Raw genomic sequence first — 15,345 nt, 5'->3', positions numbered from 1 at the left:
CTCGTTATTTCGAATTATCTATTTCCAGAATTTTCCTCCACGGCGCCGAGACGTCATGTTTAATTGTGGAATGCCACGGCCTGCGCCGTCGTATAGGCATGAAGACCGGCAAGACCGCCATCGGCTCCGAAGCCCGATTGGCGCTGAGGCTCATAATATTGCAGGGATCCAAGATCCGGCAGCGCCGGGCGCGCGGCGCGCGCTGATGAGTATACGGCGAGACTGCCCGTTACGATCTCCGACGAGACTTTGTGTGAATCGTGGGCATCATTGGTCCACAGCGCGCCGGACAGTCCATAATTCGTTGAATTTGCGATCCTTATCGCGTCATCCACCGTTTCGAACGTCTGCACGGACAGCAGAGGTCCGAAAATCTCTTCCTGGAGCAACGGGCTATTGTCCGGCACCTCAGTTGCGATGCCCGGAAGGGCAAAGCAGCCCCCTTTCTCGGCAGACCGGTTGGGACAATCCAGTTCTACATAAGAGGTCGAGCTGCGCGCCATCTCGAAATAGCGCTCGACACGCTCGTGCTGGACACGGTTCGCCAATGGCCCCAGGGCCGTCGCCGGATCGAATGGATCGCCTACAGGAAATTCCGACGATGCCGCGCGCAGCCCCGCAATGGTGTCTGCAAGTCGGGAGGCCGGAACCAACAGCCGCGTCTTCGCCGCGCACCACTGTCCCGAATTCCAGAAGGCGGACACGAAAATGTGAGGCCAGATCCCGCCATCCTCGAATATGTCGTCGAGCAATATCTGCGCAGACTTGCCGCCGCATTCCACCGCGACGGGCTTGAGACTTTGCATCGCGCTTGCGCGCGTCACTGCCATCCCCGACGCCGTAGACCCCGTGAACGTGAGGAAATCGATGCCGGGGTGTTCGGCCAAGGCCTGGCCAGCCTGCTGGCCAAGCCCGATGACCACGTTGAACGCGCCGTCCGGCAGTCCCGCCTCGGTCGCAATCATCGCTAGCGCAACCGCTGCGCGCGGGGAATATTCTGACGGCTTCACCACCACCGTGTTACCGGCCATCAACGCCGGGACAGCGCGGATGAGGACGTTGAGAACTGGCACGTTCCACGGGACGATGGCGGCCACCACCCCTCGCGGTCGCCTGCGCGCGAAAGCCAGCCGCGCGGACGACGCCTCGAAAAGATCCCCTGAAATCTGATCTGCGAGACCAGCATAGCGGCGCATCATCTCAGGCACGGCCGCGATGAGGCCTGCGGCTGCGTTGCACGGCCGACCGACCTCCAGCGCCTCGAGTTCCGCGAGCATCAGGACGTCTCGCGATATCAGTGCGCTGAAATTCATCATGATCCGCGCACGCTCGGTCTTGCTCAGCGCCGCCCAGCCCGGCTGGGCCGCGCGTGCAGCCGCAACGGCGTGATCGACCGCCTCCGCTCCAGCCACTTCGACTCTGCCGATTGACGCGCCGGTTGCGGGGTTGAAATGCTCGTAGAGCCCTTCGTTCGATCCGTACGCTCCGCCTGCGATCCAGGACTGGGAAAAGCGGCCGGGATCGACGGTAGTCTGCGGTTCCGAACGGGATGTCATCGGGCGGGTGAGCCTTTCCAGCATGTCAGCGCTCAAGCGCGTCATGACTGGATAACCGACGGTTCGCCGATGGTCGTGTTGATGGCCGCACAAAGCTTATGCGAGCGGAATTATAAGCAGAGACAGGCGGCGCGGGTGCAACCTGACCGCCTGGCGTCACTCGGCGCGCCGGAGGCCCCGCCTAGGCGGAAATCTGGCGCAGCGCCGAGGGCGGGCGACCGAAATGGGTTTTGAATGCGCTGGAGAAATTGCTCAGATGATCGTAGCCGCAGACCTCGGCGATTTCCGTGATGCTGTGCTTGCCATCTCTAATCAGCGAATTGGCCAGTTCCATCCGCGTCTGGCGGATGAAATCGAAAACCGACAATCCGAAGGTCGCTCGAAAATTCTGGTTGAGCTTGGTGCGATTGGTGCCGACCTGCGAAGACAGAAAATCCAGCGTGTACGATTCCGATATATTTTCTGTGATGATCTTATGGACCTCCGCCATCTGGCGACGCTCGCGCGCACCCAGTGCCACATCGGAGCGGCCATTATGATAATGGATAAAGAAGTCCAGAACATTACATGACAGCTCTTCGAGCTTTAGAGAAAGTATTCTCTGAAAGTGCCGCCCCTCGTTCAACGAGAATATATCCCGGGCCAGATGCAGAAGGCCACCTGGAACATTGATATGGGAAAATACGGTCGTATCGCGGAATAGCGACAGGACATTGTTCACCTCGGGGTCTTCCCGATCGAGATCATCCAGACAATCACCACTCACCGGAAAAACAAAAGTGATCGAACGCTCGTTCGTGTCCGGCTCCGTGATGACTCTCTTGGTCTCTCCTGGTGGACTGTAGAGGAAAACAAGGGAAGAACCCGCCATTACGCACGGATTTCTGCCGAATTCATATCGCGAAAATCCGTCGAGCTGGATTTTACATCTCAGAGTGGAGCTTCCCTCGACCACTTCATCGGTGCCATCCTCATGACCGCCATCATGTAGAACGGCTTGCGTCGCGCCACTACGCACATGGAACGTGGTTGGAGTTTGCAAGTCCATTACAAATCAGCCGATACCAAAGCCGCCGCATGTTCTCTCGGTTGCCGCTGGCCTGTCAAGACGTGCGATCCCGCTTATCCGGCTCATAGGATCAGGTCGCCGGCAGCCGTTCGGGCAGCATCTGCCGGACCAGGGTCGTCCAGAAGCGGACGCCGATCGGCAACAACGCGTCGTTGAAATCGAAGCACGGGTGATGGAGGCCGGGGCTATCAACGCCCGCGCCGAGCCACAGATAGGCGCCGGGGCAGGCTTCCAGCATGAACGAGAAATCCTCCGACGCCATGGAAGGCGCGAAATCGGTCCGCAGGTCAGCGTCGCCCACTGTCGCGCGCGCGGCGCGCACGACGGCTTCGACGCCCGACGGAGCGTTGACCGTCGCGGGATAGCCGCGGCGGTAGTCGAGCGCCACGGCGACGCCATAGGCCTGTGCTATGCCATTGCCGATACGCCGCATTTCCGCCTCCACTTTGTCGCGTACAGAGGACGAGAAGCAGCGCACGGTGCCGCGCAACACGGCATCCTGAGGGATGACGTTATAGGCGTCGCCGGCATGAAACTGCGTGACCGACAGCACGATAGGTTCGTTCGGAGTGACGATCCTGCTGGCCACTGTCTGCAACGCGGACACCAGGGCTGCCCCGGCGACAACCGGATCATGGCCTTGTTCCGGCATCGCGGCGTGGGCGCCCTTGCCTTGCACGAGGATCTCGAACGTATCGAACGAGGCCATCATCGCGCCTTCGCGCACCGCGATCGCGCCCAGCGGCAAGCCCGGCCAGTTGTGAATACCGAAGACCTGGTCGCACGGGAAGCGGGCGAACAGGCCGTCCTCCACCATGTGGCGCCCGCCACCATCGCATTCCTCGGCGGGCTGAAAGATGAAATGGACTGTACCGTGAAAGCCCCCGTCCGCTGCAAGCTCGCGGGCGGCACCAAGCAGCATAGCCGTATGCCCGTCATGCCCGCAGGCGTGCATGCGCCCGGCATGGCGCGATTTATGAGCTACCGAGCCCAGTTCATCGACAGGAAGTGCGTCCATATCGGCACGCAGGCCGATCGAGGGACCATCGCCGCGGCTCAGGGTTGCGACGAGCCCCGTGCCGGCGATGCCGCGTTCGACGGCTATGCCCCAGCCGGTCAGCGCGCGGGCGACGAGGTCAGAGGTGCGATGTTCCTCGAAGGCCAGCTCGGGATGCGCGTGAATGTCGCGCCGGATGAGAGCCAATTCGTCGGGCGGACTATCGGTTGTCGTTGAAGGCACTGTCTCTCTCATCCTCTAGATCGCGACCCGCCGGACCCAGCCTTCCGGACCGTCGTCGCGGCCGCGTTGGATGCCGACCAGTTCGGCCTTGATCTCGTCGGTCAGCTGGCCACCGTCGCCATTGCCGATCGTCCAGTCGCCGGCCGTGCTCTTCACATGCCCGATCGGCGTCACCACCGCGGCGGTGCCGCAGGCGAACACCTCGCGCAAGCGACCGGACTTCGCGTCCGCCTGCCACTGGTCGATCGCGTAGGGCTGCTCGGTCACCTGGATGCCGCGCTTCTTCAGCAAGGCGAGGATCGAGGCGCGGGTGATACCGGACAGGATCGTGCCGGTCAGCGGCGGGGTGATCATGCTGCCGTCGTCCAACAGGAAGAAGATGTTCATCCCACCGAGCTCGTCGACCCAGCGATGCTCGACCGCATCGAGAAACACGACCTGATCGCAGCCATGCTCATAGGCCTCGGCCTGCGCCATCAGGCTGGCGGCGTAATTGCCGCCGCACTTGGCCGCGCCCGTGCCGCCCGGCCCGGCGCGGTTGAGATGATCGGAGACCCACAGCGACACCGCCTTCTTGCCGCCCTTGAAATAGGAGCCGGCCGGCGAGGCGATCACACAGAAGATGAACTCGCTCGCCGGCTTTACGCCGAGGAAGGTCTCGGAGGCGAACATGAAGGGGCGCAGATAGAGGCTGCCGTCGCCCTCCGGGATCCATGCCTCGTCGATCTTCACCAACGCGTCGATCGCTTCGAGAAACAGCTCTTCGGGAATTTCGGGCATCGCCATGCGGCGCGCGCTCTCGTTCATTCGCCGAGCATTCTGCTCGGGGCGGAACAGGGTGACGCCGCCGTCGTCGGACCGATAGGCCTTCATGCCCTCGAAGATCTCCTGCGCATAATGCAGCACCGCGCAGGCCGGATCGAGCGTGAAGGGCTTGCGCGCGCCCAGCGTCGCCGAATGCCAGCCCTTCCCTTCCGTCCAGGTGGCGGTGACCATGTGGTCGGTGAACACCCGGCCGAAGCCCGGATCGGCGAGCAATACCGCGCGATCGGCCGCCGCCAGCGCCGCCGGGTTGGGCTCGATCGCGATCGGGTAGAGGGAGGTCATCGGATCAATCCATGAAAATCAGGGCGGGATGTTCGATCAGCCGCTTAAGGCGCTGGACGAACATGGCGGCATCGTAGCCATCGACGATGCGATGATCAAAGGAGGAACTGAGGTTCATCATCTTCCTCACGGTCACGAAACTGCCGTCCACGACCGGGCGCTCGACAATCTTATTGGGACCGATAATCGCCACCTCGGGATGATTGATCACCGGCGCGCTCGCGATGCCGCCGAGCGAGCCGAGCGATGTGATGGTGATGGTCGAGCCCGACAATTCCTCGCGCTTGGCACTGCCGTCGCGGGCGGCTTGGCCAAGGCGCTGCAGCTCGGCGGCGAGCGCCCAGAGGTCGCGGGTTTCGGCGTGTCGGATCACGGGCACTATAAGCCCGCCCGGCGTCCGGGTGGCGATGCCGATATGGACCGCCTCATAGCCGTGGAGAATACCGGCATCATCGTCGTAGCGCGCGTTGATCTGCGGGAAGTCCGGCAATGCGCGGACCAGCGCACGGATCAGGAACGGCAGCAAGGTCAATTTGGGCTGCTCGGCCGCCTTGTGGGCGTTCAGATCCTGCCGCAACGCCTCCAGCTCGGTGACGTCGACCTCCTCGACATAGGCGATGTGCGGGATGCGCCGCTTGGCCTCCTGCATCTTCTCAGCGATCTTGCGGCGCAAGCCGATGATCCTGGTTTCGTGAACGTCGGTGCGTGGAGCGACACTCGACGGAGGCGCTTGCCGTTGAGCCAATATCGCGTCGAGGTCGTGCGAGGTGATGCGGCCGCCGGACCCACTGCCCGGCACGTCCCGCAAGTCGATTCCCGCCTGCTTGGCGCGACGGCGTGTCGAAGGCGCAGCTGCCGGCATGAGGTCGGCCGAAGGGGCGCGTGGCACGAAGCCGGAGGACGGCGCGGACGCGGAAGCGGCAACGGTCGTCGCGAGGGGTTCGGACACCGCAACCGGAGTGGGCTCGGTTGCAGCCTCGGGTGTGACCTCGAGCTCGACCAGCACCGAACCGACCGGCATCATCGCGCCCACCACGCCGTGGATCGCGGTCACGACGCCATCAACCGGCGAGGTCATGTCAACCGTCGCCTTATCGGTCATCACATCGACGAGGCTCTGATCCTCCTTCACGACATCCCCGGGCTTCACGTGCCAGACGGTGACCTCGGCCTCGGCGACCCCTTCGCCGACATCGGGCAGGCGGAATTGATAGAGGCCCATGCTCAATCCTCCATCGCGCGCTGGAGCGCCGCCGCGAGCCGTGCGGGGCCGGGGAAATAATCCCATTCGAAGGCGTGCGGATATGGTGTGTCCCATCCCGCGACGCGCTGGACCGGGCTCTTCAACGCCCAGAAGCACCGTTCCTGCGCCAGGGCCGACAACTCGCCGCCAAAGCCGCCAAAGCGCGAGGCCTCATGCAGGATCACGCAGCGGCCGGTCTTCGTGACCGACGCCACGATCGTGTCGATGTCGAGCGGCACGATAGAGCGCAGATCGATCAGTTCGGCATCGACTTGCGCGTCTTCGATCCCGGCCTTGGCGACGTGCACCATCGTGCCATAGGCCAGCACGGTTACGTCGCCCCCCTCGCGCACCACCGCAGCCTTGCCGAGCGGCACGGTATAGTGGCCCTCCGGAACCTCCGCCTCGGGCAGGCCAGCCCAAGTCCTGAGTGTTTGGTCGTGGCGGCCGTCGAACGGGCCATTGTAGAGCCGCTTGGGCTCGAGCACGATCACCGGGTCGTCATCCTCGATCGCCGCGATCAGCAGACCCTTGGCGTCATAGGGAGTGGACGGGATCACCGTCTTCAGCCCCGTGATGTGCGCGAAGATCGCCTCGGGCGACTGCGAGTGCGTCTGGCCACCGAAGATGCCGCCGCCATAAGGCGAGCGTACCGTGATCGGCGCCCAGAACTCGCCATTCGAGCGATAGCGCAACCGCGCCGCTTCCGAGACGAGCTGGTCGAAGGCCGGCAGGATATAATCGGCGAACTGGATCTCGGCGATCGGGCGCAGGCCATAAGCGCCCATGCCGATCGCGCTGGCGATGATCCCGCCTTCCGAAATCGGCGCATCGAAGCAGCGTTTGAGGCCGTGCTTCTTCTGCAGCCCGTCGGTGACGCGGAACACGCCGCCGAAATAGCCGACATCCTCGCCGAAGATCAGAGTGTCGGGGTCATCGCCCAGCTTTACGTCGAGGGCGCTGTTGAGCGCCTGGATCATGTTCATCGTCGGCATAGCCTCAGACCCCCAGCTCGCGGCGCTGTTCGATCACGCGCCAGTCAGGCTCCTTGAAGACACCCTCGAACATCTCGGAGACCGGCGGCTTGGACTTGCCGAGCGTGCCCACCGCCTCCGCTTCCTTCACGGCGGCGCGCACCTGCTGATCCAGCTCCTCGGCAAGGGCGGCGTGGCGCTCCTCGTCCCACTCGCCCAGCCCGATCAGGTGCTGCTTCAGCCGTTCGACCGGATCGCCCAGCGGCCATGTCTCGGCCTCGTCGGCGGGGCGATATTTGGTCGGATCGTCGGACGTCGAATGGCCGCCGGCGCGATAGGTGTAGAGCTCGATCAGCGTGGCGCCCTTGTTGGCCCGCGCACGCTCCGCCGCCCATTCGGTCGCCGCCCAGACGGCGAGGAAGTCGTTGCCGTCGACGCGCAGGCCGGGGAGCCCGTAGGCGATCGCCTTGGCCGCGAAGGTCGTTTCGTCACCGCCGGCGATGCCGGAGAAGCTGGAGATCGCCCACTGGTTGTTGGTGACGCACAGGATACAGGGTGCGTGGTAGACCGACGCGAAGGTCAGCGCCTCATGAAAGTCGCCTTCGGCGGTCGTGCCCTCGCCGATGTAAGCGAGCGCGATCTTGTCGTCATTCTTGTAGGCGGACGCCATCGCCCAGCCGACCGCATGGCCGAAGCGGCTGCCGACATTGCCCGACAGCGAATAGAAGCCGTAATCTCGCGCCGAATAGAGGATCGGCAACTGTCGGCCCTTGAGCGGATCCTTCGCATTTGAGAAAATCTGGTTGACCATCTCGGTCACAGGATAATCGCGGGCGTGCAGCCAGCTCATCACGCGATAGGTGGGAAAACACATGTCGCCCCGCCCCAATACCATCGACTGCGCGGCTCCAATTGCCTCTTCGCCGGTGGACTTCATGTAGAAGCTGGTCTTGCCCTGACGGTGGGCTCGGAAGAGGCGTTCGTCGAACGCCCGCGTCAGCATCATCGCGCGGAGGCCGTGGCGTAGCCGGTCGGGAGAGATGCTCGGCTGCCAGGGTCCGACCGCCCTGCCCGCATCATCAAGGACACGGATCAAGCCGAATGGCAAGTCACGCAATTCCGGCTCAGGCGCGAGCGTGTCGGGCCGTCGCGTCTCGCCGGCCTCGGGAAGAACCAGCACACCTAGGACGCTCTGCTCACCCGGGCGAGAAGCCGGCTCGGGAATGTGGAGATCAAGGCGCGGACAATTGCTCATGGAACCCTCGTGGATCGAAAACGCAATATGCCACGATGGATCGAGCAAAATCCGTTCGTTCCCTTTGCGGATCGGGCCTGGTCGCGCAATTTGAGTAGCGGGTTATAGCGATTTGTTAGTATGCAGATTGCATGGACCGGATCGATCTCAAAATTCTCGACGTCCTGCAGCGCGAGTCGGACATCCCGACGGCCTTGCTCGCAGAGCGCGTGGGCCTGTCGCATACGCCCTGCTGGCGGAGACTGAAGAAGCTCGAGCAATCAGGCGTGATCCGCGAGCGAGCCGTCATCCTGGACGCAAAGGCCATGGGTCTCGGGGTCAGCGTCTTCGCGGAGGTCCGACTGCGCCAGCACGACGAGGAGACCCTGGAAGGGTTCGAGCGGACCGTTCTTGATCGCGCCGAGATCGTCGAATGCTTTTCGATGTCCGGCGAGCGAGACTATCTGCTGCGCGTCGTCGTACGCGATATCGAGCAGTATGAGGCTTTCCTCAAGAAGGTTCTTCTCCACCTGCCAGGGGTCGGATCGATCAATTCGAGCTTTGCGCTCAAATCGGTCAAACTGACCACGACGCTGCCGATACTGGTGAGCGATCGCCAACCCCGGTGAGATAACGTTTCGCGGCACCCCACATCTCATGGCGAATAACGCCTTCCGAGAGAGGGAGCAGTCTGGCGACGCGCGTCAGTGCACGTCCTCCACCCACCGTGCTACATCCCTGCCCGCCGGAATCCTGGGCGGTGCATCCGGGTCGCTTGCCGCCCGCCGAGCCGCCGCCACCCGTGCGTCGCTAAGCCTCCGTCGCCACGGAAGGTTGCAATCATCGCATCGATCAGCAATTTAGTCGGGGTGATCGAGTTCAGTCCGGCGCGAGATCGCATTCTCGCTCTGGCTCGTCTCAGGCGAAGGGCCGGCTTGAGAACCCATGATCCCCGCCGCCAACTACTAGGGGTCCCAACGCCGTTGCCGCTGCGGTCAACGGGATCGATTGACGTCGAAGCCGCCCGGCAGGATTCGGGAACGGTGCAAAGGCGCGGATATGACCATCTTTGGGCGCCTCCCTGCCCGGCCGTTCGCGACCAAACTGGTCATTCGCAACTTTGCTAACCGCCGACGAGTTACGCGCCGATTCTCGCCGATACCGAGCCGCAAGACGCTTCCTGATTGTCGACCGTCCGCAGCAGATGCCGGCGCCTAGCCAGTTGCGATCGACAGGTTACCTCAGCATGCGCGCAGAGAGCTTAGGGCGTTTCATACGGCCGATTGTCGTCTCTCAATGCCGATAGGTCAGAGTGACAGAGGAGACACGATCGTGCGCGACGGCGGCCGGGTCCATCTCGATCGCCTTGAAGCGGCCGTCGACGTGCATCATCACCTGATCGGTCAGGTGTGGCGTGCCGTGGCCGGCGGGATCGATGAACTGGTCCTGGCCCCCGGCTTCCGTCACCGAATAGAGGACGGGGGCGGCGGACCCCAGCTCCATCAGCCCGGTCCATTCCTCGCCGCCGTTGAGCGGCACGATCTTCGGGCCAATGCCCAGCTTCGCCCAAGTCGTCGTGCCGCGCTCGTCATCGTCGGGGAGCGATGGGCGGCCCGGCTCGTCGGGCTGGTCGGTGAAATATTTCCAGAAGATCGGGGTGCGCCACGCGTCCATCGGCTTGCCGGGGAAGCGCTTGCGCGTCTCCTCGATCGTCCGCCGGATGGTGTCAGCGATCACCGCCTCGCGCGGGCGTCCGTCGAAATAGTCGAAGCTGAGCGGCCGCCCCGCCGCCGGCCCCTGCAGCGCGCGCAGCAGGAAGCTGGTCTGGTATTTGAGGTAGCGCTTCTCGTCGATCGTCTTCCACCAGTCGCCGATATCGCGGGAGAAGATCATGTCGGGCGCGATCTGCAGCCACGCACGGAACAGGGTGAGGCCGGGATTGTCGTAGGCGCCGTCGCCGTCGCGATCCTCGTAGAGACCGTTCCACGAGGTCATCAGCGCCACCGCCTGCGTCACCTCAGGATCGTGCGCCGCCTGGGCCGCCGCGCGCAGGCTGGACGCGAAGAAATCGGGCGAGGTCTGATTGCGGTCGCGCGCGCCATAGGCGTTCCAGATCTGGCGGTTGTAATCCGCCATGTCGAGCAGGGTCGTTCCATGCGATGCGGCGCCCAGCCGGTTGCCGAGCCAGGTGCGGAAGGTCGCCCCGAACCGCCCTTCGTCGCCCTCGCGCGACCATGTCGTCGGCTTGCTGTTCCAGGCGTGGATATAGCCCTGCTTCGGGTTGAGCATGTGCGGCCGCTCGGCGAGCGGCAGGAAGCCCTGCCATTCAAATTGCCCGGTGCCGGGCGTGGGCAGGCGCGGATCGGCCTCAGGCGCGCGCTTGGGTTGCAGGCCGGTTTCCCAGAAGCCGATATTGCCCTGCTCGTCGCCGTAGCAGACGCCGAAATCGGTCGAGAGCGCCGCGATGCCCTTGGCTTCGAACTCCTGCAGCGAGCGCGCACGCTGCATCTCGACGACGCCGACCCAGTTATCCAATTCATGCCCCCGCTGGGCGTAGCGCGCCGAATAGGCGACGCCGTGCGCCTTGTCCCAGGAGATGATGCGGCCGTGGATCGTCTCGGCGACTTCGTGGACGACGGGAGCGGCGCCCTTGACGTGGATCGTCTCCTGCCACCGCTCCATCGGGCGCCAGCGACCGTCGAACCAGTATCGGTAGGGGTTCTTCGGATCGAGCTTTTCGGCGAAATAGTCGGTGGAGTCGGACATGCCCGACGTCACCAGCCAGCCGTGATGCGGGCCGCGCCCCATGATCGGCACGCCCCAGGCCGGGCCGGTGAAACCGCTGCTGTCGAAGCCGCCGCCGTACAGGTGGATTTCCGGTCCGTCGGCGGTGGATTCGAGCATAAGCACCTTGCCGCTCGCCGATCGCTGCGGGCCGATTACGAGGCAGCGGCTATGGTCCTGCGTAGACGTCGAAGGTGGCGCAGTCGGCGCGCCGGGCTTGTCGGCGTCGAGCGTGAGATAGGTCGCCTTCGGCATCGGCCGTGCCGGCGCGAGATCCTCGCCCGCCGGGATCGCGGTCGGGGAATCGGGGTCGCTCGGCGGCACCAGATCGTCCAAGATCGCGCGGCCCTTCGCTTCCCCGTAGCGCGCGACCATCGCGTTCAGGAAGGCGAGGTTCTGCAACTCGTTGCCCTCGCGGTCGCGCGGGAAGGCGGCGACCATCTGCAGATAATCGAGCAGCGACCAGCGCTCCGGCTTCGCGCCCCACTGGGTGAATTCATAAGGGGTCTTGCGTGCCGGATCGGCTGCGATCTCGTCGATCGCGCGGTTCACGCCGTCGACATAGGCCTGCATCATCCGCCGATATTCCGGCGCCAGCGCGCGGTACATGCGCAGCAGTTCGGCGGGCGGCAGCATCCGGTCGCGCGAAATGATGTCGGAGGCGACGGCAGACGGGCCGAGCAACTCTGCAGTGCGGCCCAGCGCGCGCCGGCGCGACATCTCCATGTCGGCGAGCCGGTCCTGCCCCTCGGCATAGCCCGCGCCGTAGAGGACGGCAGCCGATGTCTCGCCGAAGACGTGCGGCACACCCATCGCGTCGCGATCGATGCGGACCTGCTCGGCGACGGTCGGAAAGGCGGTCGCGGACAGGACTGTGGCCGACAGGAGGAGAGTGAGCGCCCTCATCGCCCGGCCTTCAGCGCTGCTTCGAGCCCCGGCACATATTGCACGCCCATCGGCACTTGAACGCCCGAGCCGATCAGCTCCTTGCCATAGGGGCGGGGCGTGCCGCCCAGGCATTGCGCGAGGAAATGCTCGGCGATGGCGTGGAAGGAGATGTCGGTCGCCGCCTTCTCGAACACATGGCCCTCGTCCGGGTAGAGCAGCAAGGTCACCGGCGTGCCGTGGGCGCGCACTGCCTCGGCCATCTTGATCGATTGCGCGGGCCGCACGCGCGGATCGTTCAGCCCTTGCGCGATCAGCAGCGGACTCCTCACTTGTGCGGCGTGGGTGATCGGCGATCGGTCGGCGAGGTCCTGCTTGCCCTCCGGCGTGCTGCCGTCGCCCATGCGCAGCACGAATTGCGAGCGCTGCCACGCCCACCAGTCCGGCGCGTCATCCTGCAGGGTGGTGAGGTTGGACGGGCCGGCGATATCGACGCCGCAGCGGAATATGTCGGGCGTGAAGCTCAGGCCGACCAGTGTCGAATAGCCGCCATAGGACAGGCCCCAGATCACGACCTTGTCCCTAGTCGTGACGCCCTGGCCGATCGCCCACTGCACCGCGTCGAGCAGATCGCCGTGCATCGTCTTCGACCATTGGTGATCGGCGATCTGCATGAAGTGCTTGCCGAAGCCCGAGGAGCCGCGGAAGTTGACCGACAGCGCGGCATAACCCTGTTCGGCGAGCCACACGTTGGCCGGATCGAATTCATAGGAATCGCGTAGCCACGGGCCGCCATGGACGTTGAGCACCAGCGGTATCGGCGACTTGAGCTTGCCGTCATCGAGCACGAGGCCGGGCGGCAGGGTCAGATAGCCGGTGATGCGCAACCCGTCGCGCGAGCGGAACTCGATCGGCAGCGTCGTCGGCATGGCGCGCTGTTCCAGCGCCGGGCGGGCCGAGGCCAGCGGCGACAGCGTGCGGGTGTCGCGCTTCCAGAGATAAAAACGCCCCGCCGGCATCTGGCGGACGAGCCACAATTTCCCGCCATCGGTCTCGTCGTCGATCTGGAAGCCGGCGCCGAGCTTCGCCGCCAGCGTATCGAGATCGGCCTGCACATCCGGCGAACGGGCCGTCCAGCGGGTGACGAGCGGGTCCTCCGCCGTGGCGAGGACGGCGCCCGTCTTGTCGTCGGTGACGAGGTCGACAATGTCGGCCTCCTTCGCCTGGGCGAGCGGCGTGACCTTGCCGGTCGCGATGTCGATGTCGACCACGGATGCCAGATCGCCGTCGTTGCTGCTCAGCATGCGGAGCGTGCCGGGGCCGGTCAGCCCGAGCACGCGCGAACTGCGCAGCGCGGCGAGCGGGATGCGGAAGAAGGCGCGCGGAGTCGCACCGGCCACATCGTAATAGGTGGTCGATCCATCGGCCGGATCGACCCGGCCGACGAGGCGGACGTGCAGATCCTTGTCGGCGACGAAGCTGGTATAATGCTGGTCGTTGCGCAGCACGAGCGTGCGTGCTCCGCTCGCGAGATCGACCAGATAGACGTCCGAATATTTCGGATCGCGATCGTTGAGGCTGATCAGCGCCTTGCCCGGCAGCTTCGCCGAGGTCTTCAGGATATGCGCCTGAACCGCCGGGTTGGCGATCAGATCGCGGACGGCCTTCGTCTGGAGGTCCACCGCATAGATCTGGTTGTCCTCCTCGCCCGCGACATCCTTCTCGACGAGGATGAAGCGGCCGTCGGCGGCCCAGCGGAAGCCATCGGCACCGCGATCGGTGAAGCGGGTGACGGGCACCGCCTTGGCGATGTCCGTCACCGGCGCGACCCAGACATTCGGGACGCCGTTGGTCGGCCGCAGCATCGCGATCTGCCGCCCGTCGGGGCTGAACTTCAGCGCGTCATAGGCCGGCGCGGCGAAGATCTCGGCGCGCGTCGCCCGCTCGCGCGGCGCGGCACCCGCCGTGGTTGCCAGCAGCGCCATCCCGGCCAGCAGGATGAAGCGGGACGGTCGGGTACGCATGATCGATCCCCTTGTCGGAAGGCTCAGCCGCCGGGGCGGAGCAGGTGCTCGACCAGCGAGACCCAGTAGCGGACGCCGATCGTCGCCACGTCGTCGTTGAAATCGTAGCCGTTATTGTGGAGCATCGTGGCGCCCCGGGAGTCCCCGTCTCCATTGCCGATCAGCATGAAGCAGCCGGGCTTCTCGCGCAGGAACCAGGAGAAATCCTCGCCGCCCATCGTCGGTTCGTCGACGTCGGCGAACTGCGCCTCGCCGACCACCGCGATGGCCGCCTCGCGCGCGGCACGGAAGGCGGCGGGCTCGTTGTGGAGCGAGGGGTGGCCGCGAATGTAGCGCACCTCCGCCACCGCCCCGAAGGCGGCGGCGACACCGGTCGCGACTTCGTGGATCGAACGCTCGATCTTGTCCTGCACGTCGGGCTCGATGGTCCGCACGGTGCCCACCATCGTCGCCTGATCGGGGATGATGTTGGGCGCGGTGCCGGCGTTGAACTGGCAGATCGAGACGACGCCGCAATCCAGCGGGTTGGTCATGCGCGCGACGACGCCCTGCAGCGCGACGACGATCTGCGCGCCGACGAACACCGGATCGATGCCGAGGTGCGGCCGCGCGGCGTGTACGCCCTTGCCGCGCACGACGATCTCGAAGATGTCGGCGGCGGCGTAGAGCGGGCCGGCGCGCCCGCCCAGCTTGCCGGCTGCGAGGCCGGGGCGGTTGTGCATGCCGAAGATGGCGTCCATCGGGAAGCGATCGAACAGCCCGTCGCGGATCATCGCGTTGGCGCCGCCGGGCTTCTCGCCGGGCTGGGTCTCCGGCCCGAAGGACTCCTCGGCGGGCTGGAAGATCAGGTGGACGGTCCCGTCGAAGTCCGCCTCCTGCGCCAGATAGCGCGCCGCGCCGAGCAGCATCGTGGTGTGCCCGTCATGGCCGCAGGCGTGCATCACGCCGGGCGTCCGCGATCCATGCGCGCGGCCGGGCTGCTCGGTGAGCGGCAGCGCATCCATGTCGGCGCGCAGGCCGATCGCGCGGGGCGAGCTGCCTCGCCGGATCGTCGCGACGATGCCGGTGCCGCCGATGCCGGTGACGACATCTTCGATCCCGAAGCTGCGAAGCTTCTCCTCGACGAAGGCGGCGGTGCCATGCTCCTGCCAGGAGAGTTCGGGATGGCTGTGGATATGGTGGCGCCAGGCGCGCAGATCGTCGTCATAGCCGGGAAGATCGTGGGGCAT

11 protein-coding genes are annotated in these 15,345 nt (G+C 65.0%); 1 reads left to right on the top strand and 10 read right to left on the bottom strand.

All coding sequences use genetic code 11. The features are described 5' to 3' along the window. Positions 1-59: 59 nt before the first annotated feature. From QGN17_RS02745 to QGN17_RS02715, 7 genes are all read right to left on the bottom strand, one after another. Entirely contained in the window at positions 60-1,580 is a 1,521-nt protein-coding gene (locus QGN17_RS02745; RefSeq protein ID WP_281042985.1) for an aldehyde dehydrogenase family protein, read from the bottom strand. 157 nt (positions 1,581-1,737) lie between these two features. After that, a complete protein-coding gene (locus QGN17_RS02740) occupies positions 1,738-2,604 on the bottom strand; it encodes a helix-turn-helix domain-containing protein (RefSeq protein ID WP_281042984.1) in 867 nt (288 codons plus the stop codon). Positions 2,605-2,695: 91 nt separating this feature from the next. Continuing rightward, positions 2,696-3,829 carry a M20 aminoacylase family protein gene (locus tag QGN17_RS02735; protein WP_281042983.1) on the bottom strand — a complete coding sequence of 378 codons (1,134 nt, stop codon included), beginning with the start codon at positions 3,827-3,829 and terminating at the stop codon, positions 2,696-2,698. A gap of 51 nt (positions 3,830-3,880) precedes the next feature. Beyond that, positions 3,881-4,972, bottom strand: coding sequence for a branched-chain amino acid aminotransferase (locus QGN17_RS02730; RefSeq protein WP_281042982.1), 1,092 nt, complete (start codon positions 4,970-4,972; stop codon positions 3,881-3,883). Positions 4,973-4,976: 4 nt separating this feature from the next. After that, positions 4,977-6,194 carry a dihydrolipoamide acetyltransferase family protein gene (locus tag QGN17_RS02725; RefSeq protein ID WP_281042981.1) on the bottom strand — a complete coding sequence of 406 codons (1,218 nt, stop codon included), beginning with the start codon at positions 6,192-6,194 and terminating at the stop codon, positions 4,977-4,979. 2 nt (positions 6,195-6,196) lie between these two features. Further along, on the bottom strand, positions 6,197-7,210 hold the full coding sequence (locus QGN17_RS02720) for an alpha-ketoacid dehydrogenase subunit beta (protein WP_281042980.1): 1,014 nt from the start codon (positions 7,208-7,210) through the stop codon (positions 6,197-6,199). 4 nt (positions 7,211-7,214) lie between these two features. Next, positions 7,215-8,444 carry a thiamine pyrophosphate-dependent enzyme gene (locus QGN17_RS02715; RefSeq protein ID WP_281042979.1) on the bottom strand — a complete coding sequence of 410 codons (1,230 nt, stop codon included), beginning with the start codon at positions 8,442-8,444 and terminating at the stop codon, positions 7,215-7,217. Between the two features lie 131 nt (positions 8,445-8,575). Between QGN17_RS02715 and QGN17_RS02710 the strand changes: the two genes are divergently transcribed. Then, positions 8,576-9,052, top strand: a complete 477-nt coding sequence (locus QGN17_RS02710; protein WP_281042978.1) for an Lrp/AsnC family transcriptional regulator — start codon at positions 8,576-8,578, stop codon at positions 9,050-9,052. A 664-nt stretch (positions 9,053-9,716) separates the two neighbouring features. On the opposite strand, the gene QGN17_RS02705 is transcribed toward QGN17_RS02710, so the two are convergent. The 3 genes from QGN17_RS02705 to QGN17_RS02695 are packed head-to-tail and all read right to left on the bottom strand — an operon-like array spanning position 9,717 to position 15,345. Beyond that, complete coding sequence (locus tag QGN17_RS02705; RefSeq protein WP_281042977.1) at positions 9,717-12,113, bottom strand: penicillin acylase family protein; 2,397 nt, start codon at positions 12,111-12,113, stop codon at positions 9,717-9,719. After that, positions 12,110-14,116: a S9 family peptidase gene (locus QGN17_RS02700; RefSeq protein WP_281042976.1), complete on the bottom strand. Its 2,007-nt coding sequence runs from the start codon at positions 14,114-14,116 to the stop codon at positions 12,110-12,112. Before QGN17_RS02700 ends, QGN17_RS02705 begins: the two co-directional genes overlap by 4 nt. A 23-nt stretch (positions 14,117-14,139) precedes the next feature. Continuing rightward, positions 14,140-15,345, bottom strand: a complete 1,206-nt coding sequence (locus tag QGN17_RS02695) for a M20 aminoacylase family protein (protein WP_281042975.1) — start codon at positions 15,343-15,345, stop codon at positions 14,140-14,142.

The sequence above is a fragment of the Sphingomonas oryzagri genome (assembly GCF_029906645.1).
GTDB classification, from domain to species: Bacteria; Pseudomonadota; Alphaproteobacteria; order Sphingomonadales; family Sphingomonadaceae; genus Solisphingomonas; species Solisphingomonas oryzagri.
This window is presented reverse-complemented; position numbering and strand designations above follow the sequence as displayed.